Origin of the sequence: Pseudoalteromonas fuliginea (assembly GCF_000690055.1) — a bacterium.
GTDB classification, from domain to species: domain Bacteria; phylum Pseudomonadota; class Gammaproteobacteria; order Enterobacterales; family Alteromonadaceae; genus Pseudoalteromonas; species Pseudoalteromonas fuliginea.
Genome location: NZ_JJNZ01000008.1, coordinates 83,648 through 105,862, shown reverse-complemented (window position 1 = coordinate 105,862; position 22,215 = coordinate 83,648). Strand labels below are relative to the sequence as shown.

20 protein-coding genes are annotated in these 22,215 nt (G+C 40.1%); 16 read left to right on the top strand and 4 right to left on the bottom strand.

Translation table 11 applies throughout. From position 1 onward, the window contains the following. Nucleotides 1-188 precede the first annotated feature (188 nt). From phhA to DC53_RS17415, 3 genes are all read left to right on the top strand, one after another. Nucleotides 189-986 carry a phenylalanine 4-monooxygenase gene (gene phhA / locus DC53_RS17405; RefSeq protein WP_033028559.1) on the top strand — a complete coding sequence of 266 codons (798 nt, stop codon included), beginning with the start codon at nt 189-191 and terminating at the stop codon, nt 984-986. 47 nt (nt 987-1,033) lie between these two features. Then, complete coding sequence (locus DC53_RS17410; protein WP_002958326.1) at nt 1,034-1,378, top strand: 4a-hydroxytetrahydrobiopterin dehydratase; 345 nt, start codon at nt 1,034-1,036, stop codon at nt 1,376-1,378. Between the two features lie 227 nt (nt 1,379-1,605). After that, a complete protein-coding gene (locus DC53_RS17415) occupies nt 1,606-2,622 on the top strand; it encodes a DUF2971 domain-containing protein (protein ID WP_033028558.1) in 1,017 nt (338 codons plus the stop codon). Between the two features lie 111 nt (nt 2,623-2,733). On the opposite strand, the gene dapD is transcribed toward DC53_RS17415, so the two are convergent. The 3 genes from dapD to map form a co-directional block, all read right to left on the bottom strand. Beyond that, nucleotides 2,734-3,561, bottom strand: coding sequence for a 2,3,4,5-tetrahydropyridine-2,6-dicarboxylate N-succinyltransferase (gene dapD, locus DC53_RS17420; RefSeq protein ID WP_002958324.1), 828 nt, complete (start codon nt 3,559-3,561; stop codon nt 2,734-2,736). A 9-nt stretch (nt 3,562-3,570) separates the two neighbouring features. Beyond that, nucleotides 3,571-6,189, bottom strand: coding sequence for a [protein-PII] uridylyltransferase (gene glnD / locus DC53_RS17425; RefSeq protein WP_007376821.1), 2,619 nt, complete (start codon nt 6,187-6,189; stop codon nt 3,571-3,573). Between the two features lie 66 nt (nt 6,190-6,255). Beyond that, complete coding sequence (gene map / locus DC53_RS17430; protein WP_007376820.1) at nt 6,256-7,041, bottom strand: type I methionyl aminopeptidase; 786 nt, start codon at nt 7,039-7,041, stop codon at nt 6,256-6,258. A 271-nt stretch (nt 7,042-7,312) separates the two neighbouring features. Between map and rpsB the strand changes: the two genes are divergently transcribed. The 13 genes from rpsB to lpxA all read left to right on the top strand — a co-directional run bounded on the left by rpsB (nt 7,313) and on the right by lpxA (nt 20,139). Then, nucleotides 7,313-8,041 (top strand): 30S ribosomal protein S2, encoded by a 729-nt coding sequence (gene rpsB, locus DC53_RS17435; protein ID WP_007376819.1) that lies wholly within the window; start codon nt 7,313-7,315, stop codon nt 8,039-8,041. 104 nt (nt 8,042-8,145) lie between these two features. After that, on the top strand, nt 8,146-8,997 hold the full coding sequence (gene tsf, locus DC53_RS17440) for a translation elongation factor Ts (protein ID WP_007376818.1): 852 nt from the start codon (nt 8,146-8,148) through the stop codon (nt 8,995-8,997). A 158-nt stretch (nt 8,998-9,155) separates the two neighbouring features. Next, entirely contained in the window at nt 9,156-9,905 is a 750-nt protein-coding gene (gene pyrH / locus DC53_RS17445; RefSeq protein WP_008133874.1) for a UMP kinase, read from the top strand. A 49-nt stretch (nt 9,906-9,954) separates the two neighbouring features. Beyond that, the gene (gene frr / locus DC53_RS17450; protein WP_370587472.1) at nt 9,955-10,476 is read left to right on the top strand and encodes a ribosome recycling factor; all 522 of its coding nucleotides are present in this window, start codon (nt 9,955-9,957) and stop codon (nt 10,474-10,476) included. 58 nt (nt 10,477-10,534) lie between these two features. Beyond that, the gene (gene uppS, locus DC53_RS17455; RefSeq protein ID WP_007376814.1) at nt 10,535-11,314 is read left to right on the top strand and encodes an undecaprenyl pyrophosphate synthase; all 780 of its coding nucleotides are present in this window, start codon (nt 10,535-10,537) and stop codon (nt 11,312-11,314) included. 20 nt (nt 11,315-11,334) lie between these two features. Continuing rightward, entirely contained in the window at nt 11,335-12,201 is an 867-nt protein-coding gene (locus DC53_RS17460; protein WP_007376813.1) for a phosphatidate cytidylyltransferase, read from the top strand. Next, nucleotides 12,198-13,403, top strand: a complete 1,206-nt coding sequence (ispC, locus tag DC53_RS17465; protein WP_007376812.1) for a 1-deoxy-D-xylulose-5-phosphate reductoisomerase — start codon at nt 12,198-12,200, stop codon at nt 13,401-13,403. Before DC53_RS17460 ends, ispC begins: the two co-directional genes overlap by 4 nt. A gap of 1 nt (nt 13,404) precedes the next feature. Next, nucleotides 13,405-14,757: a sigma E protease regulator RseP gene (gene rseP, locus DC53_RS17470; RefSeq protein WP_033028557.1), complete on the top strand. Its 1,353-nt coding sequence runs from the start codon at nt 13,405-13,407 to the stop codon at nt 14,755-14,757. A 97-nt stretch (nt 14,758-14,854) separates the two neighbouring features. Next, a complete protein-coding gene (bamA, locus tag DC53_RS17475) occupies nt 14,855-17,326 on the top strand; it encodes an outer membrane protein assembly factor BamA (RefSeq protein ID WP_033028556.1) in 2,472 nt (823 codons plus the stop codon). Nucleotides 17,327-17,337: 11 nt separating this feature from the next. After that, nucleotides 17,338-17,856 carry an OmpH/Skp family outer membrane protein gene (locus DC53_RS17480; protein WP_007376809.1) on the top strand — a complete coding sequence of 173 codons (519 nt, stop codon included), beginning with the start codon at nt 17,338-17,340 and terminating at the stop codon, nt 17,854-17,856. A gap of 7 nt (nt 17,857-17,863) precedes the next feature. Continuing rightward, the gene (lpxD, locus tag DC53_RS17485) at nt 17,864-18,886 is read left to right on the top strand and encodes a UDP-3-O-(3-hydroxymyristoyl)glucosamine N-acyltransferase (protein ID WP_008133880.1); all 1,023 of its coding nucleotides are present in this window, start codon (nt 17,864-17,866) and stop codon (nt 18,884-18,886) included. 27 nt (nt 18,887-18,913) lie between these two features. Beyond that, a complete protein-coding gene (gene fabZ, locus DC53_RS17490) occupies nt 18,914-19,366 on the top strand; it encodes a 3-hydroxyacyl-ACP dehydratase FabZ (protein WP_007376807.1) in 453 nt (150 codons plus the stop codon). Between the two features lie 2 nt (nt 19,367-19,368). Beyond that, entirely contained in the window at nt 19,369-20,139 is a 771-nt protein-coding gene (gene lpxA / locus DC53_RS17495) for an acyl-ACP--UDP-N-acetylglucosamine O-acyltransferase (protein ID WP_033028555.1), read from the top strand. Nucleotides 20,140-20,201: 62 nt separating this feature from the next. On the opposite strand, the gene DC53_RS17500 is transcribed toward lpxA, so the two are convergent. Next, the gene (locus DC53_RS17500; RefSeq protein ID WP_033028554.1) at nt 20,202-22,178 is read right to left on the bottom strand and encodes a pectate lyase family protein; all 1,977 of its coding nucleotides are present in this window, start codon (nt 22,176-22,178) and stop codon (nt 20,202-20,204) included. Between the last annotated feature and the right edge of the window lie 37 nt (nt 22,179-22,215).

The window sequence follows — 22,215 nt, the reverse complement described above, 5'->3', positions numbered from 1 at the left end:
AGGTCTGTATTTTTAATGTGCCATGAGTGTAATTTTAACTTTACGATCTAAGTGATCACGCTAAATACTGATGTTAGCCTATCTATTAAACTTTTCTTCACTTTTGCATAGTATGGGGTCATTCGATATTCAACAGGTTTGAGTATCACACTGACACCGATTTAGGGCTCACACCCAAGAAGGTAATTATGGCTAAAGCAAGTAAATACACATCCAAAACACCAGACGAAAATGGTGTTATACACTGGAGTGATGAAGAAAATAAAATTTGGTCTGAGCTTGTAGCGCGCCAACTTGAGTGCATTGAAGGCAAAGCCTGCAGTGAGTACATGCAAGGGTTAAAAAAGATTAACCTGCCGCACGATCGTATTCCGCAGTTAAGCGAACTAAACGAAGTATTGTTAGCCACTACCGGTTGGCAAGTTGCACCAGTACCTGCGCTTATCGACTTTGATGAGTTTTTTAGATTACTGGCAAACAAGCAGTTTCCGGTAGCCACGTTTATTCGTAGCCGCGAAGAATTTGACTACCTACAAGAGCCAGATATTTTTCATGAAATATTTGGCCATTGCGCCATGCTAACTAACCCTGACTTTGCCGAGTTTACGCATAAGTACGGGCAATTAGGTTACGCAGCGCAGAAAAAGGACCGTGTATACCTTGCGCGTATATACTGGTTTACAGTCGAATTTGGTTTAATGCAAACCGAAGATGGCCTGCGTATTTACGGCGGCGGCATTTTATCAAGCCCAGGGGAGACTCAGTATGTATACTCAAATACGCCAGAAATTAGCCCAATGAACGTGCTTGATGTACTGCGTACGCCGTACCGTATTGATATTATGCAACCACAGTACTACACCATAAATTCGATTCATGATCTGTTTGATATATCGCAAATGAATATTATGACTTTGGTTGAGCGAGCTAAAGAGCTTGGTTTGCACGACCCAAAATTTCCACCAAAAGAAAAATTAGCCAGTTAAATATTAATGCTAAAAAAGCTAAAAAAGCTAAAAAGTAAGGATTTAGAATGTCTTCATTAAGTGCACAAAAATGCGAAGCCTGCCATGTAGATGCGCCAAAAGTATCTGACGAAGAGTTAGCACAATTAATTACTAAAATCCCAGACTGGGTACCAGAAGTACGCGACGGCATTATGCAGCTTGAGCGTGTTTATAAATTTAAAAACTTCAAACAGGCTATCGCGTTTACTAACAAAGTAGGCGACATGGCAGAAGACGAAGGCCACCACCCAGGTTTATTAACCGAGTGGGGCAAAGTAACCGTTACATGGTGGAGCCATTCAATTAAAGGCCTACACAAAAACGATTTTATTTGCGCAGCTAAAACAGACGACGTATTTAACGCGCTGTAAACCACACTATTGAGCGAACCAACAAAAGCACTTATTTTATAAGTGCTTTTTTAGTTTTGGGAGGTCATTGCTAACAATGAGCAGCAGCTCGGTATTGTTTTTATCGGCGTAGGGAGGGTTGAGTGAAACGAAACCCAACTTTTTACGTCTTAGAATATTCAATTTTATTATTTTCTCTAAAGAGTTAGACTCAGAATGAAGAAGGTTAATCATTTAAGGCTTTAAATATGGAATATGTTTATCACTACACTTCTGCAGATGGTTTAAAGGGAATTTTAGAGAGTAAAAGTTTATGGGCTACTAATACAGAGTATTTAAATGATTTTAGAGAAATTAAGGAAGGTATTGATACGATAAAATCGCTTAGACAGAACTTGTATGAATTTTCACAAAGAAAACTCGAAAAAATCTATGCCAAGCATAAAAATATGCCTTTAGAGATTATCCAAGAAGCAATGCAAAATAAAAAGGTGCATCTCGCAAATCATTTTTTAAAGTTTCTGTGGGATATAATTGATAATAATAGCATTGATGAAATTTACACGACTTCATTTACAACTAAGCATGATAGTTTAAATCATTGGCTTACCTACGGGTCAGAGCAAACCTCATACTGTATAAAGTTTAACAAAGAAAAGCTATTTGATGATATGTATTTCAGGCAACGAAAATTTTTGAGTGGCTATGATAATGTTGACTATGAACCGGCTACGAATATTTTTCACTCTTTGCTCGAGGAACATTACCTTCCAGAGGTTTTAGGTTACATCTTAAATTCAAATTTAGATTTAGATTTAGATTTAGATAAGAAAGAACTTGATAAAAAATGTGCTATAGCTGCAATTGAAATTTTTAATGAAGTTATTTTTAAGATTGCCAGTATTAAAGATAGAGCATTTAAGTATGAGGAAGAGTATCGTTTTACCCTATTTCATCCTGGTTCGGTAATGCTAAATGACGATGACCAAATTGATTACTTTGATTTCATAGATTCTTCTGATATCGACTTTTTAGAGCAAGGAGATAAAGGTGGAAAGCACTTTCCTTTATGCTATCGCACTCTTAAATCTGGCATTATAGCCCCATATAGAGCGATACCTTTTCCTAAAAATTCAATTGAAGAAATTATAATAGGACCATCAGAAAATAATGAGTTGGCTGTTAAAGGCTTAAAGTCCCTTTTGAGTTCATTAAATTTTGATGTAGAAGTATCTAGCACTAAAACTTCATTTAGAAGAATTTAAAAAAGCCCTAAACCCAAAGGGCTTAGAGCTTTCTATATACAATTAAAGTTTAGCTAAAATACTTCACTTCAACGTATCGTTGGGTTTCGTTTCACTCAACCCAACCGACTGTTACTCATCAATTGAGCGTAGTAGGGCGTTTATGCCTACTTTTTCACGTGTTTGTTTATCTACTTTTTTCACGATAATTGCAGCGTACAGGCTGTGAGTGCCATCTTTTGACGGTAGTGCGCCTGGTACAACTACGGCGCCTGCTGGTACGCGGCCATAGTGAATTTCGCCAGTTTCGCGGTCATAAATACGAGTGCTTTGGCTGATGTAAACACCCATTGAAATTACTGCGCCTTCTTCAACAATTACGCCTTCCACAATTTCAGAACGTGCGCCAATAAAACAGTTGTCTTCAATGATGGTTGGGTTAGCTTGTAGAGGCTCTAAAACGCCGCCTATGCCTACGCCACCTGATAAATGTACATTCTTACCAATTTGTGCACATGAGCCTACAGTCGCCCATGTATCAACCATGGTGCCGTCGTCAACGTATGCGCCAATATTTACGTACGATGGCATAAGTACGACGTTTTTACCTACAAAGCTGCCTTTACGTGCTACAGCGTTTGGTACTACGCGCATACCGCCTTGCTGAAATTGCTCTGGCGTGTAGTCGCTAAATTTAAGTGGTACTTTGTCGTAAAACTGGTTTACGCCGTCGTTCATTGGTTGGTTGTCGCGAATACGAAACGACAGTAAAACCGCTTTTTTAAGCCACTGGTGTACAACCCATTCACCTGATATTTTTTCAGCAACGCGCGCTGCGCCGCTATCAAGCAAATCAAGTGCGTCGATAATGGCTTGTTTTACGTCGCTTGATACTGTGCTTGGGCTAATGCTATCGCGGTTGTCCCATGCGTTTTCGATCATCGTTTTTAAATCTGACATGTGTGTCCTCTATTCTGTTTCGGCGTTGAATTTTTTACGTAATGCCTGATGAATTTTTGCTTGCTCTTCATCAGTCAGCGCTTGGTATTCGTTATTAGATACAACAAAGAAATCCTCTGCACGTTCACCTACCGTGGTAATACGGGCAGCGTGAATGTGCAGTAAATGCGCTTGGAAAACTTCGGCTATTTTGGTTAGTAAACCTTGTATATCGACGGCTTGAATTTCTATTAAGCTACGGTCTTTGCGTGCATGTGGGCGCAACACAATTTTAGGTTTAATATTAAAATCTTTAAAGCGTTGAGAGCGGCTCTTTTTAAAGCGAATTTTTTTACGCGGATCGCTCAATGCTTGCTCAAGCCCGCGTTTAATTGATTGCGCTCGACCACTTGCAATAGGGTCGCCACTTACTTCAAGTATTACAAAGCTAAACAAGACGTAGCCGTCTTTGGTGGTCAGTACTTGCGCGTGCTGTATTTGTGCTTTTTTAGAGCCAATGACACTCACTAATCTCGCAAATAGTGCACCAGAGTAAGGGCTGTATACAAATACTTGTGTACCACCATGCATGGCTTTGTTAGATACAATTACACTGGGTTGGCTTAAATCGGTGCTACTTAATAAATGCTCACTTTGCCACGATATTTGCTGTTCGCTAAAGGCGGTAAAGTAATTGGCTTTAAAGCGACTCCAAATTAAATCAATTTTTTCCTCTTGATAGCCCAAGTTAAGTAGACGTTGTTTAGCTTGGTGCTTTTTATCGCGAATTTGGTCGCGTTGATCCATTGGGTTTTCGAGCCCTAAGCGCAACGCGCGTTGCGTGTGCAAGTACAATTCACGCAGTAGGGTGTTTTTCCAATCGTTCCATAAGTTGTCATTGGTTGCACGTATGTCGGCAACGGTTAAACAATATAAATAGTCGAGTTGGCGCTCTGTTTTAATACGTGTTGCAAAGTCTTTTATTACAGCAGGGTCGTTAATGTCTTTACGCTGCGCGGTAACCGACATAAGTAAATGGTTACTTACAAGCCATGCTACTAATTTTGCATCAGCCGATGAAAAACCATGTAATTTAGCAAAGGCTATAGCATCAACAGCGCCAAGCTCTGAGTGATCGCCCCCTCGGCCTTTAGCGATGTCGTGAAATATACCGGCTAAATAAAGTAGCTCCGGTTTATCCATGCGAGTGACTATTTCACTGCAAATAGGAAACTCGCTAATGCCTGTTTTATCAAAATATTCGTAAATGTTTTTGATTAATTTGTGAGTGTGCTCATCTACGGTATAAGCATGAAACAAATCGAACTGCATTTGCCCAAATATATTACGCCACTGCGGTAAGTAGGCGGCAAGCATGCCGTGTTTGTGCATTAACGTAAATGCGCGTCCCATACCGTTAGGGTGTTTGACTAAGCGTAAAAATGCTTCACGACAGGCTGCATAATCTTGTAAATCACCCAATAAACGACGGCGTACTTGTCGAATAGTACGAATAGTACTTGGGTAAATATGGGTGATTTCGGGGTTGTCGGCGATGTGCTCAAACAATACAAAGAGCTGGTCACGTCTAAAAAATACGGATGGATCTTTTACGCGTATTTGATGGCCAACACGTTCAAAATTTCTGTCGAGTACTTCTACAACATTTTCACTGTTTTGCGGTGAAATGCTTTGCTCAAAATACGAAAGCAGCATTTGGTTAAGCTCGCGTACGCGGCTCATTATTCTAAATAAGCGTTTCATCATACGCTCAACCGAGGCTTTACCATCGCTGCCAAAACCTAAAATTTCGGCGGCTTGGGGTTGATGATCAAACAATAAACGGTTTTCTGAACGCCCTGCAGCCAAATGAAGAGCAAAACGAATGTTCCATAGGTTTTCTAGGCACTCTGATAGCTCTTGAAACTCTTCGTGAGTTAGATAACCGTGGCTAATTAGCTCTTGCAGTGTTTCGGCTCTAAAGTGTTTTTTAGCAACCCAAATGATGGTTTGTAAGTCGCGAAGGCCACCGGGGTTTTCTTTAATGTTTGGTTCAAGGTTATACGCAGTGCCGTGGCACTTTCTGTGACGTAAGTTTTGCTCTTGTACTTTGGCAACAAAAAAGTCGCTAGAACCCCAAACAGGGGTTTCTAGTACAAAGGTTTTAAGTTTTTCGAACTCGATATGGTTGCCAAAAATAAGCCGACTTTCGAGCAAGCTGGTGGCAAAGGTGACGTCTTCACGTTTTTGCTCAATAGCTTGCTCAATGGTACGCACGCTATGGCCAATCTCTAAGTTGAGATCCCACAGCATAGTGACAAACTGGCCTATTTTTTCGCATATTTCTTCACTGGGTTGTTCAGTGACTAAAAGTAGAAAATCAATATCGGAATAAGGATGAAGTTCGCCGCGTCCATATCCGCCCACAGCAATTAGCGCTAAATCAGGTTCGTGCGATAACTCATAAACATGAAAGAGCTTAATTAATAGGCGGTCAATAAACTCAGCCCGGGCATTAATTAAATTCCCAACCGGTTGCTTAGAAAATTCGTTATGTAGCCATTTATAAAAATAGCTAGAACAATCGCGATAATCACTAAGTTGCTCAGCATCGCTAAGCAACTTTTTTACTTTGTTGGGTAATGCCACGTGGGCTGGCTCCTTGTTGAACCTTTCACACGGATAAGGTTTGTCTTATCAAGTGTTTCGGTTTTATTAGTGTTCTATTATCCTGTCGATAGTATCATCCGATCGTAGCGTTAAAATTTCAACACCATTTTCGGTCACTAATAAAGTATGTTCCCACTGTGCAGACAAACTACGGTCGCGTGTTACTACTGTCCAATCATCTTTAAGAAGCTTACATTGGCGTTTACCCGCATTAACCATAGGTTCAATAGTTAAACACATACCTGCTTTTAAGGCTTCGCCAGTGCCGGCTTTACCATAATGCATTATTTGTGGTTCTTCATGAAATCCTGCGCCAATACCGTGGCCGCAATATTCACGTACGATTGAGTAGTTAAAGCTTTCTGCATATTTTTGAATTGCTGAGCCAATATCACCTAAGCGCACACCAGGTTTTACCATTTTAATAGCAAGGTATAAGCTTTCTTGTGTTACTTCTGCAAGACGCTTAGCTTGAATGTTTGGTGTACCAACGTGGAACATTTTAGATGTGTCGCCGTGGTAACCGTCTTTAATGACAGTTACGTCAATATTTACGCTGTCGCCTTCTTTTAATGCTTTGTCATTTGGAATTCCGTGACATATAACATGATTAACTGACGTACAAACTGATTTTGGAAAGCCATGATAATTTAATGGAGCAGGGATTGCTTGTTGCACATTAACAATATAATCATGACAAAGTGTATTTAGCTCATCGGTGGTAACACCTGGCACTACATGAGGGCCGATCATTTCAAGTACATCGGCCGCTAAGCGCCCAGCTACGCGCATTTTCTCTATTTCTTCAGGGGTCTTGATAATAGCGCTCATTGAGGCTCCAAAGTTGAGTTTTTAACATTTATCGTCGAACAAATTTTGCACGCGACGTTGAGTATTTAATTTTAATATGGTATAAAGCGCGCCGTCTTTTTACAAATAAATTCTTAAATGATTTTTTGTATTTAAGGCAAACACAATTTGATTTTAACACACACACGTATCGTCACATACACTTGGGTGCATTTGAAGTTTAATTACTTCGGTGTTGGTGCTATGGGATATGTGGAGGCCTAACCCTAAACAACTATAGAGGATCTATAAAATGGCAAATGTTTCAATGCGCGATATGCTTCAAGCTGGTGTTCACTTTGGTCACCAAGCACGTTACTGGAACCCTAAGATGAAGCCTTTCATCTTCGGTACACGTAACCGTGTTCATATCATCAACCTTGAGCAAACAGTACCAATGTTCAATAACGCACTTAAGTTTTTAACTGGTGCTGCTTCAAACAAAGGTAAAGTTCTTTTCGTTGGTACTAAGCGCGCAGCAAGCGAAGCAGTTAAAGAAGCAGCTATTGCAAGCGACCAGTATTACGTTAATCACCGTTGGTTAGGTGGTATGTTGACTAACTGGAAAACAGTTCGTCAATCAATCAAGCGTCTTAAAGACCTTGAAGTACAAAGCCAAGACGGTACTTTCGAGAAATTAACTAAGAAAGAAACGTTAATGCTTAATCGCGAAATGGACAAGCTTGAAAAAAGCCTTGGTGGTATCAAAAACATGGGCGGTCTTCCAGACGCGCTTTTCGTTATCGATGCTGACCACGAGCACATTGCTATCCGTGAAGCTAACAACCTAGGTATTCCAGTTGTTGCAATCGTTGATACTAACTCTAATCCAGACGGCGTTGATTTCATCGTTCCTGGTAACGATGATGCTATCCGTGCTGTAAGCCTTTACACTAGCGCTGTTGCAGCTGCTATCACTGAAGGTCGCGAGAATAACATCGTTGCTCAAGCTGAGAAAGACGATTTCGTTGAAGCTGAGTAATTAGCTGTCATCAAGTCTTCATCTTTTTAAGGTGAAGACTTGCTATTCTTGTAGAGCGGGTAACCCGCTTATCTAAACCAGATTTCAGATTTGAGGATTTACTAATGGCTGTAACTACTGCCCTAGTTAAAGAATTACGCGAGCGCACAGGCGCTGGCATGATGGATTGTAAAAAAGCGTTAACTGAGACTGATGGCGACATCGAGTTAGCGATTGAAAACATGCGTAAAAGTGGCGCTGCTAAAGCTGCTAAAAAAGCAGGTAACATTGCTGCTGAAGGTACTATCATCATCAAGCAAAATGCGGGTGTTGCAGTACTAGTAGAAGTTAACTGTCAAACTGACTTCGTTGCAAAAGACGTAAGCTTCTTAGCATTTGCTAACAAAGTTGCTGACGCTGCAATTGCTGACACAATCTCTATCGAAGACTTACAAGCTAAGTTTGAAGAAGACCGTGTTGAGCTAGTTACTAAAATTGGCGAAAACATCAACGTACGTCGCCTGCAGTACGTAACTGGTGAAAACCTAGTTGAGTACCGTCATGGCGATCGTATCGGTGTTGTTGTTGCTGGTGTTGCTGATGAAGAAACACTTAAGCACGTTGCAATGCACGTTGCTGCATCTAGCCCTGAATACTTAACACCTTCTGATGTGCCTGCTGATGTTGTTGAAAAAGAAAAGCAAGTACAAATCGAAATCGCGATGAATGAAGGCAAGCCTGCTGAAATCGCTGAGAAGATGGTTGTTGGTCGTATGAAGAAATTTACTGGTGAGGTTTCTCTTACTGGTCAAGCTTTCATCATGGAACCTAAAAAATCTGTTGGCGATATTCTTAAAGAGAAAAACGCAACAGTTACTAGCTTCGTACGTGTAGAAGTTGGTGAAGGTATCGAGAAGAAAGAAGAAGATTTTGCTGCTGAAGTTGCTGCTCAAATTGCTGCAGCTAAAGGTCAGTAAGATTAACTATTTGTGATGCAAAAGGAAATTAGATGCAATTAAAGTACTATTTGGTTTTGCTTCACAGCTAGAAATTCTTTAAAATAACCGCGCTTTTATGTTTAACATAAGCGCGGTTATTTTTTATCCATAATTCAATAAAAGTTGGCCCCAATACTATGACTATCAATCGTAAACCTATTTTTAGACGTGTTCTTCTCAAATTAAGTGGTGAAGCTTTAATGGGAGACGAAGGCTTCGGCATCGATCCTAAAGTTTTAGACCGTATGGCACAAGAAATTAAAGAGCTAGTAGAGCTCGACGTAGAAGTGGGTTTAGTTATTGGTGGAGGTAACTTTTTACGCGGTGGATCGCTTGCAGAAGCAGGTATGAATCGCGTTGTTGGTGACCATATGGGTATGCTTGCAACAGTTATGAATGGCCTTGCAATGCGTGACGCGCTGCATCGTGCATTTGTAAATTGTCGTTTAATGTCGGCTATCCCATTAAATGGTGTGTGTGATGCATATAACTGGGCTGAAGCAATTAGCTTATTAAAAACGGGCCGCGTTGTTATTTTTGCAGCGGGTACGGGTAATCCATTCTTCACGACTGATTCTGCAGCGTGTTTACGCGGTATCGAAATTGAAGCGGATACTGTAATTAAAGCAACGAAAGTGGATGGCGTGTACAGTGATGACCCTGTAAAAAACCCAGAAGCGACGCTTTATCGCCACTTAAGCTACAATGAAATCATCGATAAAGAATTAAAAGTTATGGATTTAGCGGCATTTACTCTAGCCCGCGATCACAATATGCCGTTGAGCGTATTTAACATGAATAAATCAGGCGCGCTAAAACGCGTAATTATGGGTGAAGAAGAAGGAACACTTATTTCTTCACAAGCCTCAGATGAAATAATCAAATAATTAGGATTAAACCGTGATTAACGATATTCAAAAAGACGCGCAAGCGCGCATGCAAAAAAGTGTAACTGCACTAGGTAGCCAATTATCTAAAATTCGTACTGGCCGCGCACATCCAGCTATCTTAGATGGCATTATGGTGTCGTACTACGGTGCACCAACGCCTTTAAACCAAGTTGCTAACGTGACAATTGAAGATTCTCGTACACTTGCTATTGGTGTATTTGATAAGTCTTTGGCGCAAGCTGTTGAAAAAGCGATTATGGCGTCTGACTTAGGCTTAAACCCTATGTCAGCAGGTACTGTTATTCGTGTACCACTTCCTCCACTTACAGAAGAGCGTCGTAAAGACTTAATCAAAATTGTACGCGCTGAAGTTGAAGGTGGTCGTGTTGCTATTCGTAATATTCGTCGCGATGCTAATGGCGATGTGAAAGCGTTATTAAAAGATAAAGACATATCAGAAGATGAAGCGCGTCAATCAGATGATGCGATTCAAAAACTTACTGATAAGTTTATTAAAGAAATGGATACGCTATTAGCTGCCAAAGAAACTGAATTGATGGAAATCTAGGCAACTAAAATTATTAGTTTTGAAACGCCGTCTGGGGTATACTAGGCGGCGTTTTTTTATGGAATATTCAATATTTATGGTTCTAGACGCTGACACAATTTCACAGCAATGTTTACCTAAACATGTTGCCATCATAATGGATGGTAATGGACGTTGGGCGCAAGCTAGAAATAGACCTCGTGTATACGGGCATAAAAAAGGCGTGGATGCCGTTCGTCAGTCTGTTCAGTTTTGCACTAAGTTAGGGATACAATCGTTAACTTTATTTGCTTTTAGCAGTGAAAACTGGCGCCGACCTGAGGATGAAGTGAATACGTTAATGGAGCTTTTTTTGTTTGTTTTAACAAAAGAAGTTAAAAAGCTTCACAAAAACAATGTAAAACTGACCATTATTGGAGACTTATCACGATTCTCGGAGAGCTTGCGTAGTAAAGTATATTCCGCACAAGCGTTGACTGAGAATAACACCGGGCTGCACTTAAATGTTGCAGCTAATTATGGTGGTCGTTGGGATATGGCTAATGCAGCTAAGCAACTTGCGTTGCAAGTAGAAAAAGGCACACTTAACGCCGAAGATATTACCGAAGAGCGTTTAGCGCAGCATATGAGCATGGCAGATCAGGCAGAACCTGATTTACTTATTCGCACTGGTGGCGATGTTCGTATTAGTAACTTTTTATTATGGCAAGCCGCTTACGCAGAACTTTACTTTACCGACACACTTTGGCCTGATTTTAATGAAGCAGCATTTGCTGAGGCCATTGCGTGTTACGTTGCCAGAGAGCGACGTTTTGGTTGTACGGGCGAACAAATAAAACAATTACTCGCTCAAACCTAAATAGAATAAGGGTCACAATTTTGTTAAAACAACGCATTTTAACCTCGCTCGTGCTAGCGCCTTTAGCATTAGCATTGGTTTTTTATACACCGCTTACGTTATTTAGTTATTTTGCAGGTGCAATAGTATTATTAGGTGCATGGGAATGGTCTGCATTTATGGGCCTGTGTGACAAACTCAAAAGAAGTGCTTTTGTACTTTTAGTTGCGGCTTTACTCGCAGTGCTCAACTTACATTGGCCAATTGAAGCTTTATGGCAAAATGGTAAATTAGTGGGTGATGCAAATTATTTATTTACACTTGCATTTGCTTGGTGGATTGTTGCCAGTTATTTAGTATGGCGTTATCCCGCTATGGCTAAAGCTTGGAATGAAGGCCTCGTGATGCGAGGCATCGCTGGTTTACTAACGCTTGTGCCATTGTGGCTTGCACTTAATACCTTACGTAGTGCGCAGTATGCTGAATCTGCTCATTTTGGTTCTATGCTGATTTTAGTCGTTTTAGGTATTGTGTGGAGCGCTGATGTGGGTGCCTACTTTACTGGAAAAAGTTTTGGTAAGCATAAATTGATGCCTAAAGTGAGCCCAAATAAAACAATTGAAGGGCTCGCCGGTGGTGTCGTTGCTGCTGTTATTTTTGTCTTAATATTTTGTCATTTCACCGATGTTGATTTAGTTGTTTGGCCTGTATACGCCATTATGACCGCTTTGATTGCGTTGTTTTCTGCTGTAGGTGACTTACTCGAAAGCATGTTTAAACGCGAAGCTGGCTTAAAAGACAGTGGTAATTGTTTACCTGGTCACGGTGGGATTTTAGATAGAATTGATAGCTTAACCGCTGCGGCTCCAATGTTTGTTATGTGTTATGCATGGACGCTGAGTTTATGAGCCCAAAGCAACAACTGGTTATTTTAGGTGCAACAGGGTCTATTGGCTTAAGCACATTAGATGTTGTATCGCTAAATAAAGAACTATTTGATGTTTTTGCTTTAACCGCCGGACAAAATGCAAAAAAAATGGCTGCGTTATGCATAGAGCATGAACCTGTATATGCAGTTATGGCTTCGCAAACGGCTGCTGAGCAGTTGTCATCGTATTTAACTAATACTCAGTGTAAAACTAAAGTAAGGCATGGCGAGCAAGCTATGAGTGACGTGTGTGCTTATCCTAATGTTGATGTTGTTATGTCGGCAATTGTAGGTGCTGCTGGTTTATTGCCAACATTAAGTGCAGTAGAAGCAGGTAAAAAAGTACTGCTTGCCAATAAAGAATCACTTGTGATGTCTGGCCAGTTGTTTATTGACAAAGTTAAACAACATAAAGCAACTTTACTACCAATTGATAGCGAACATAATGCTATTTTTCAATGTCTACCTTCTTCGTTACAAAATGCCAAAGGCGATCAAAATTTACAGCAACATGGCGTAAGTAAAATTTTGCTTACCGGTTCTGGTGGCCCATTTTTAACCCGTGATATAAATACGTTAAAAGATGTCACTGTTAGCGAAGCAGTCGCTCACCCTAATTGGTCTATGGGTCAAAAAATATCAGTAGATTCGGCCACTATGATGAACAAAGGCTTGGAGTTTATTGAAGCCAAGTGGTTATTCAATTGTGACACCAGTGATATTGATGTAGTTATTCATCCGCAAAGCATTATTCATTCAATGGTGCAGTACCACGACGGTTCTATTTTAGCGCAAATGGGTAACCCTGATATGCGCACTCCTATTGCCCATGCACTTGCATATCCTGAGCGAATTAATGCGGGTGTAAAGCCTCTCAATTTCTCTGATATTACAGACTTTTCATTTACCAAGCCTGATTACGCCCGTTATCCTAATTTACAACTTGCGGTTGATGCATGTAGTGCAGGGCAAGGTGCTACAACGACAGTAAATGCAGCGAATGAAATAACAGTAAACGCGTTCTTAAATGGTAAAATTGGTTTTACCGATATATACAAAATAAATGCACAAACACTTGAAGCTGCAACGTACACCAATGTGCAAAGCTTAGATGAAATTTTAGAGTGCGATAAATTAGCGCGGATTAGCGCTTTGCAATTTATAACAAAAGTGGCGCATTAATATGTTTGATTTTTTTTGGAACCTAGGCTCATTTATTTTAGCGCTTGGTATTTTAGTGGCCATACATGAGTACGGCCATTTTTGGGTTGCGCGCAAAATGGGCGTTAAAGTGCTGCGTTTTTCAATTGGTTTTGGTAAACCACTTATAAAATGGCACGATAAATATAATACTGAATACGTAATTGCAGCAATACCACTAGGCGGTTATGTAAAAATGCTTGATGAGCGCGTTGATGAAGTACCACAAAACCAACGTCACTTATCGTTTAATGCTAAATCGGTTCAAGCGCGTATTGCTATTGTTGCAGCGGGTCCTATGGCAAACTTTTTGTTTGCTATTTTTGCACTTACTGCCATGTATATGGTGGGTGTGCAATCGGTTAAGCCAGTTGTTGGCAGCGTTACTGAAGGGAGTCGAGCGGAGCAGGCGGGCATAATGCCAAGCCAGCATATTATTAAAATTGGCGATGACGATATAACAACGTGGCAAGATGCTACATTTGCACTAATGTCGAGCTTAGGTGAGGAAAGCGTTGAGGTTACGGTTCGTGATAAAAATCTACAACCACGTATTAAAACGCTTAATTTAGATGGTTGGAAACTTGATCAGCAAGATGTTCCGCCACTGAGTTCGTTAGGTATTGTTCCATTTAGACCTCAGGCAACACTGACTATTGCCGCTGTGACTGAAAATTCAGCAGCAAAACAAGCAGATTTGAAGGTTAATGACACTATTTTGGCTGTAAATGGCGAAACAATAAGCAGTTGGCAGCAATTAGTTAATCTTATTACGCAATCGGCTAACAAATCTTTACAATTTAGTGTAAAAAGACAAGATAGTATAAAAAGCATTACAGTAACCCCGCAAAGCCGCCTTGATAATAGCGGTATTGAACAGGGCTTTTTGGGCGTAGCACCGGTTGTTCAACAATGGCCAGAAGGGTATGTAGAGACTAGACAATACGGCCCTCTTGACAGCATTGTCCGAGGAACAAAAGAAACATGGCGCTTGATTACTCTTAGCTTTGACATGATAGGTAATTTAATTACAGGCCAAGTTTCTGTTAAAAATTTAAGTGGTCCCGTGGGCATTGCAGTCGGTGCTGGAACTAGCGTAAGCTATGGCTTAGTTGCATTTTTAAGCTTCTTAGCCTTGATTAGCGTTAACTTGGGTGTATTTAATTTATTACCCTTGCCAGTGCTTGATGGTGGACACTTAATGTATTACATAATTGAACTTTTTCGTAAAAAGCCAGTCTCTGAAAAGACACAAGAGTTTGGTTTTAAAGTGGGAGCCTTGCTACTCATTTTTCTAACATGTTTCGCTTTGTTCAATGATGTATCACGTTTGTAGCTACAGCGTGACAATTACTAATTAGAACACGATTGTAAAGCATCATTAATTTTAGGTGCTAAGCGGTAATACAGTTGTATAGGATAAAGATAATAAAATGGCTATAAAAAAACATTTGGCAGTTTCAAGTTTATTGGGTGCAAGCTTTGCAGCACTGGGCCAAACTTCCTTTATTGTTGAAGATCTTAAAGTTGAAGGCTTACAGCGCGTAGCACTGGGTGCTGCATTAACGCATATTCCTATCAATGTGGGCGATAATGTTGACGACTATACGATTTCAAAAACAATAAAGTCACTTTACCGCTCTGGTCACTTTGACAACATAAAAGCACTTCGTGATGGCAATAATGTTATTTTTAAAGTAACAGAACGTCCTACGATTAGCTTTATTGAGTTTGAAGGCAATAAAGATATAAAAGACGAGCAACTTAATGAGTCGCTTGAACAACAAGATATTCGCCAAGGTGAACCGCTTGATAAAACTGTTATCGATAATATCGAAAAAGGGTTAGTTGAGTTCTTCCACAGTATTGGTAAATACAACGCTAAAGTTGATATTAGTGTAACTAAATTACCACGTAACCGCGTTAAGCTTAAATTAGAGTTTGATGAAGGTGATGCCGCCTCCATCCGCCAAATAAACTTGGTTGGTAACGAACTTTTTTCTAATGAAGACTTATTAAAGCTTGCCGAGTCACAACAAGATTTACCGTGGTGGCAATTTATGGGCAGCGACCGTTACCAAAAGCAAACGGTTGAAGGCGATTTAGAAAAAATTCGCAGCTTTTATTTAGACCGTGGTTACCTACGATTTAATATCGATTCAACACAAGTGTCAGTAAGTCCTGAACGTGAGTCAGTATATGTTACAGCCAACTTAACTGAAGGCGTAAAATACAAAGTTAAGGGTTTTGATTTTATTGGTGACTTACTTGGCCGCGAAGACTTAATAAAAAGTGTTATTCCACTTCGTGCAGGCGAGTTATATAACGGTTCAGTAGTAACGTCTTCTGAAGAGTTTATTAAAAGTTACTTAGCACGTTTTGGCTACGCAAATGCTGAAGTACGTACTATTCCAGAGATTGACGACGAAAAGCAAGAAGTGCAATTAACGTTGTCGGTTAATCCGGGTAAACGTGTTTATGTGCGTCGTATTATTGTTGGTGGTAACCAAAATACGGCTGATGAAGTATTGCGCCGCGAAATGACACAACTTGAAGGTGCTTGGTTATCTAATCAGAACCTAGAGCGTTCAAAACTACAAATTCAACGTTTGGCCTACATGGAAAAAGTTGATTTTAATGTAGTGCCAGTCCCTGGTGTGGATGACCAAGTAGATGTTGATTTTACAGTAAAAGAGCAATCAGCCGGTAGCTTTAATGCCGGTCTGGCATATGGTTCTTACCAAGGCTTACAATTTAATATTGGTGTGACAGAATCTAACTTTTTAGGTACTGGTAACCAAATTGGATTCAATATTAATACCTCTAAGGGTTCTGAACGTGTAAGTTTATCGTACACTGACCCTTACTTTACGCCTGATGGTGTATCACAAGGTAGTAGTATTTTTTACAGTAACTATGATGCGAGTGCCTTTAGTCTTATTGACTACAAATCGAAAAGTTACGGTATCGGTACAAATATAGGTTTCCCAATTGATGCGATTAATCGTATTAACTTTGGTGTGCGCTGGATCAAAGAAGAGCTATCGGATATTGCTGAGTATGAGCAAACACGCGTATTGCGTGAAACATTCTTAGATCCGGAAAACCCAGATGCTGGTTTCGATTTTAATAAATATGAGCTAAGTGTAGGTTGGTCGCGCGTTACTGTTAACCGTGGTTTATTTCCAACAGCGGGCTCACGTCAAACACTTAACCTAACTGCGACAACGCCAAATTCTGATCTTCAGTACTTTAAACTGAATTACGATTCACGTTTTTATTGGCCTATATCAAATGACCACCGTTGGGTATTTTCAACGCGTGCAGCGCTTGGTTATGGTAACGGTTACGGTTCAACAAATGGTTATGATCAAACATTACCATTTCAAGAATACTTTCGTATAACTGAAATGGAACTTCGTGGCTTTGACCGTAATACAATATTACCACGTGCTGTATCGCGTATACCGCAGTCTATTCCGGGTACACCGGGCACAGACGGTGCTACAACAGGCACAATAGGCGGTGCGTCTGAGTTTGATGTATTAATCCCTCAAGGTCGAATTGGTGGTAATGCTAAAGCGGTAGCTGGAATGGAACTAATTGTTCCTACGCCATTCTTAGATGAAGAAAATACCAGTTCTGTCCGTACGAGTTTCTTTGTTGATGCGGCAAACGTTTGGGATACTGAATTTAATGTAGATCGCTTTCAAAACTTAGGTGTTGATGAGCGTGCCAAATTAGATGATTATTCAGATCCGCTGCGTTTTAGGATTTCAACCGGTTTATCATTACAGTGGATCTCTCCAATGGGTCCTATGCTGATAAGTTTTGCGTATCCATTGCAAAAAGAAGAAGATGACGATACGAAAACCATCAGTTTTAATATTAGTAACACTTTTTAAAGGAGCTTTTTATGAAAAAATTATTTAAATCAACAGCAGTAGCTGTTTTAGCAACACTTATTATGGGAACTTCTGCGAGTGCACTTGCACATAAAGTCGGTATCGTAGATATGCAGGAAATTTATAAACAAATTCCTCAAATGGCAAAAATCGAACAGTCTTTACAAACAGAGTTTGCTGAGCGCCGTCAAGAACTTGAAAAGTTACAAGGTGATATTCGCTTTGAGGCTGAAAAGTTTAAGCGTGAAAGCACAACGATGAGCCAAGTTCAAAAAGATGCACTACGTGACAAAATTCAAGGTATGCAAAAAAACCTTGCGGAACAAGGTCGTCCTTTAGAGCAAGAAATTAAAGCACGCCAAAACCAAGAACTTGCTAAAGTTCAGGGTGTTATTATTAAAACAATTGAAGAAATTGCTAAAGATGGCGACTTTGATGAAGTTAAAGTAAAAGACACGACAATTTACTTTAACCCTAAAGAAGTTACCGATCTTTCATCTAAAGTTGTAGCCGCTGTTAGTAAGAAATAATCACTCCATGCAAAATTATACGCTTTCGCAAATTGCGGAACTTCTAGGCGCCGAACTTCAGGGTGATGGCGCTTTAGAAATAAAAAAAATAGCGACACTTGCAAATGCCCATTCTGGGCATATTGCATTTTTAGCGAACTCAAAATATCGATCGCAACTTGAGACGACTCAAGCTAGTGCTGTAATAGTAAGCCAAGCCGATGCACAGTACTTTAATGGCAGTAAAATTATTGTTGCTAATCCGTATGTAAGTTACGCTAAATTAGCGCAATTTATGGATACCACTCCACGCTCAGCCTCGACGGGTATTCATCCAAGTGCCACTGTCCATTCAACAGCGATCGTTAGTGACAGCGCGGCTATTGGTGCTAACGCAGTCATTGAAGCTGGTGCAGTGATAGGTGACAATGCGCAAATTGGTCCGAACAGTTTTATCGGGGAACGTGTTAAAATTGGTTCTGGCACTAAGCTTTGGCCTAGTGTGACTATTTATCACGATGTCGAAATTGGTACAGATTGTTTGTTTCAAGCAAATAGTGTTATAGGTAGCGATGGGTTTGGTTATGCGAACGAACGCGGGCAGTGGGTTAAAATACCCCAGCTAGGTTCTGTGATCATAGGTGACAAAGTTGAAGTGGGTGCTAGCACAACAATTGATCGTGGCGCACTGGACAACACCATCATCCATAGCAATGTTATTATCGATAATCAATGTCAAATAGCGCACAACGTTGAAGTTAATTCAGGCACCGCAATTGCGGGCTGCACTGTACTTGCTGGAAGCGTTACCATTGGCAAAAACTGTCAAATTGGTGGCATGGTTGCAATTAATGGTCACATGTCTGTATGTGATGGTGTTATAATTACCGGCATGAGTATGGTGACAAAATCAATCACCGAACCAGGTATTTACTCATCTGGTATGCCCCATACAACAAACAAAGAATGGCGTAAATCAATAGCTCACTTGCGTAACCTTTCAGATATGAAATCTCGTCTTAAAGCGCTTGAAGCATTGGCTAAGTCATAAACGTTGAACACTAATAAGGATGCTATTTTGGCAAACGAATTAAATAGCCTTGATATTCAAGAAATTTTAGCTTTATTACCGCACCGTTATCCGATGCTATTAATAGATCGTGTTATTGACTTTACTCCTGGTAAATCTTTACATGCTATTAAAAATGTTTCTATAAACGAACCTATTTTTACTGGGCACTTTCCAAATCAGCCTATTTTTCCAGGTGTGTTAATTTTAGAAGCAATGGCTCAGGCAACGGGCTTACTTGGTTTTAAAACGGTTGAAAATCGTAGCGAAAACGAGCTTTACTTGTTTGCAGCAGTCGATAATGCGCGTTTTAAGCAACCGGTAATTCCTGGTGATACAATGCATCTTCATGTTGAGTTCTTAAAGGAACGTCGCAACATTTGGAAATTTTCGGCAGAAGCAAGAGTCGACGGCAAAATAGTATGTAGTGCCGAAATTATGTGTGCTAGAAGAGAGTTTTAATAGTGATCCATTCTACAGCAATAATCGAACCTGGCGCTAAACTAGGCAACAATGTCTCAGTTGGTCCGTATAGTTATATTGGCAATGATGTTGTTATCGGTGATAACTGTATTATTGAGTCTCACGTTGTTGTTAAAGGGCCATCAACTATTGGCGCTGGCAATCATATTTTTCAATTTGCGTCTGTAGGCGAAGCCTGCCAAGACAAAAAATACAACAACGAGCCAACCACATTAATCATGGGTGATAACAACGTTATCCGTGAATGTGCCACTATTCACCGTGGTACGATTCAAGACCAAGGCGTTACTAAAATTGGTAGTAATAATTTGTTTATGGCTTATACACACGTTGCACATGACGCGGTAATTGGCGATAACGTAATTTTTGCTAACAATGCAAGTGTGGCTGGTCATGTACATGTAGGCGATTGGGTTATCTTAGGTGGTAATTCGGGAGTTCATCAGTTTTGTAAAATCGGCGCACATGCATTTATTGGCATGTATTCTGGTGTTAACAAAGATGTACCACCATTTGTTACTACCATTGGTATGCCAGCAGGCCCTGCAGCTATCAATAAAGAAGGCATGAAACGCCGTGGTTTTGAAAGTGACGAAATTATGGCTGTACGCCGTGCATATAAAGCATTTTATCGTAAGAGCCTAGGTGTTGAAGAAGCTATTGAGTCGCTTAGTGAAGATGCTGCAAAGTATCCTGCAGTGCAGTTGATGATCGACTTTGTTAAAGGTTCTGAGCGCGGTATTGTAAGATAACGGCTTCTTAATTAAAAAAACCACCTTAGAGAAATCGAAGGTGGTTTTTTATTATTTAAAGTTTACTGTCGCGTTAGTTCAAACATTTGATTTTCAGATCCAGCGCTGCAAGTCCATTGCAATAGATTTGCCCCGTCATTTGCTTTATTTCCCTCAACATCAAAACAAAGTTCACTATTACGATTTATTATCCGCCATTTTCCTGTACCAGCGGCTTGGAATCTAAATTGTTGATTATAACTACCGGTATATGTGTACAGAGCAATGTTTGCACCATTAACCGTTGAATTAGCGGCTACATCAAGGCCCTTTGATGGAGCATTAACTGGTGAAATTCTATGCCAAATACCATCGACCGTTGATATATTGAATTTTTGACAATCGTTATTTAACCATGACCATTGCGATATGTTAGCACCATTGCTATTTGCACAATTAGCTACATCAAGTGATTTAGCACTGTGCTTAGGTGTAACCCTGTATACGCCATTAACTAGGGTATTAGTGACTGAACTACCTGAGTCGTTATAGCCATTGTAAACCTCAAATTCAGCAACTCTCGGTGTTGAGTTTGAAGAGTTAATAACAAAACTGACTTTTGACAAATTTACACTCGAAAAGGTGATTACATTAGGTACAGCCCCGCCATTAGCGAGCGTTGTGCCTGTATCGTAATTAACCAGCGACCATGAAGTAATATTTCCTTGAGCACCTGACGCTTCAATAATCTTTACAGCATTAATTGTCGTATTTAAGTTTTTAATATTTATTGTGCCAGTAGATGAATTTGGCGACCAGTAAGTGGATGTATCTCCATCTTTAACATTACCATAACTTGTACCGCTGGCTTTAGAGCTGCCATCTACACCTGCAGCCAAAGCAAGATTTTCCCCTGAAGGAGTCGGCTCAGGTGGATTTGTTGGATCAGTAGGCTCAGTTGGATCTGTGGGCTCAGTCGTACCACATTCACCATTGGACTCTTTTAAGCCCTTATTTGCACCTGCGGTTGCTGCAATAATTGCAGGAACACACTGAGTATTATCCAGTTGATAGTTATAAGGTATGCTAATAGAAGTAGTTGATGAAGGATTTGGGCCTGCTGGGTGAAGCTTACTTTCATCTTCAGACCAATCAATATTGTCCCAGATATTACCGCTTACTTGCCAATATCCCATATCGTTAGTGTAAAAAGTACCTAGTGGGTCTTTAGAGTCTTGAAAGTAGTTATTTTCTGCACGTATTTTACCACCTATGCGTGGATTCATCCCAGATGACTGTATGCCACTATAGTAGTTATTATAAGCATGGGCTGTTGCATGTCTGAGTAAGGGTGTTCGTGAATTTATATTTTGATAGTAGTTATGATGGAATGTTACAGGGCCATTAGCATCATCGCTGTCGCTCGAGCCAACCAAACCACCTCGACCTGAATTACGCAAAATGCTATAAGATAAAGTTACGTATTTTGTATTATTTTTCATATCAAAAAGTGCATCATAGCCACTGCTTTCACCACCACTTGCTTCAAGTGTTACATGGTCAACCCATACATTTCGAACATTAGATTCCATACCAATTGCATCACCTCCGTTTGAGATTGGTGAGCCTGATTTTTTTACATTTCGTACATGAACATTTTGAATAATAATGTTTGACGAAGAACGAATATGGATACCGAGTTGGTCAAATAAAGCACCACTGCCAACACCAATAATAGAAACGTTACTAATTTCTTTTAGTTCAATTAAGTCAGGACCAGTGTTACAGCTATCACCAGATACCTTGCTTGTATTACCATGATTAATTGTGCCTTCAACTTGAATGATAATTGGTGTATCACTCGATGCACGATTACATAAAGCTTGGTGTATTTGGGTTCCTGTTGTTGCATATACTACATCACCACCGGCACCACCTGTTGTATTACCGTTTGTTGAAGCATATCCAGATGCATTTGCAGCTAGGGCACTGCCGCCATAAATCGCGGCTAATATTGCAGTTGTGTGTAAAGAGTATTTTAAAATATTAGTTTTTTTCATTTTAACTCCAATTAAAATGGTTTTCAGTGTAAAAACT

Coding starts and splice junctions, on each gene's coding strand:
- phhA (WP_033028559.1), top strand. CDS start 189: ATGGCTAAAGCAAGTAAATACACATCCAAAACACCAGACGAAAATGGT.
- DC53_RS17410 (WP_002958326.1), top strand. CDS start 1,034: ATGTCTTCATTAAGTGCACAAAAATGCGAAGCCTGCCATGTAGATGCG.
- DC53_RS17415 (WP_033028558.1), top strand. CDS start 1,606: ATGGAATATGTTTATCACTACACTTCTGCAGATGGTTTAAAGGGAATT.
- dapD (WP_002958324.1), bottom strand. CDS start 3,561: ATGTCAGATTTAAAAACGATGATCGAAAACGCATGGGACAACCGCGAT.
- map (WP_007376820.1), bottom strand. CDS start 7,041: ATGAGCGCTATTATCAAGACCCCTGAAGAAATAGAGAAAATGCGCGTA.
- rpsB (WP_007376819.1), top strand. CDS start 7,313: ATGGCAAATGTTTCAATGCGCGATATGCTTCAAGCTGGTGTTCACTTT.
- tsf (WP_007376818.1), top strand. CDS start 8,146: ATGGCTGTAACTACTGCCCTAGTTAAAGAATTACGCGAGCGCACAGGC.
- pyrH (WP_008133874.1), top strand. CDS start 9,156: ATGACTATCAATCGTAAACCTATTTTTAGACGTGTTCTTCTCAAATTA.
- frr (WP_370587472.1), top strand. CDS start 9,955: ATGCAAAAAAGTGTAACTGCACTAGGTAGCCAATTATCTAAAATTCGT.
- uppS (WP_007376814.1), top strand. CDS start 10,535: ATGGAATATTCAATATTTATGGTTCTAGACGCTGACACAATTTCACAG.
- ispC (WP_007376812.1), top strand. CDS start 12,198: ATGAGCCCAAAGCAACAACTGGTTATTTTAGGTGCAACAGGGTCTATT.
- rseP (WP_033028557.1), top strand. CDS start 13,405: ATGTTTGATTTTTTTTGGAACCTAGGCTCATTTATTTTAGCGCTTGGT.
- bamA (WP_033028556.1), top strand. CDS start 14,855: ATGGCTATAAAAAAACATTTGGCAGTTTCAAGTTTATTGGGTGCAAGC.
- DC53_RS17480 (WP_007376809.1), top strand. CDS start 17,338: ATGAAAAAATTATTTAAATCAACAGCAGTAGCTGTTTTAGCAACACTT.
- lpxD (WP_008133880.1), top strand. CDS start 17,864: ATGCAAAATTATACGCTTTCGCAAATTGCGGAACTTCTAGGCGCCGAA.
- DC53_RS17500 (WP_033028554.1), bottom strand. CDS start 22,178: ATGAAAAAAACTAATATTTTAAAATACTCTTTACACACAACTGCAATA.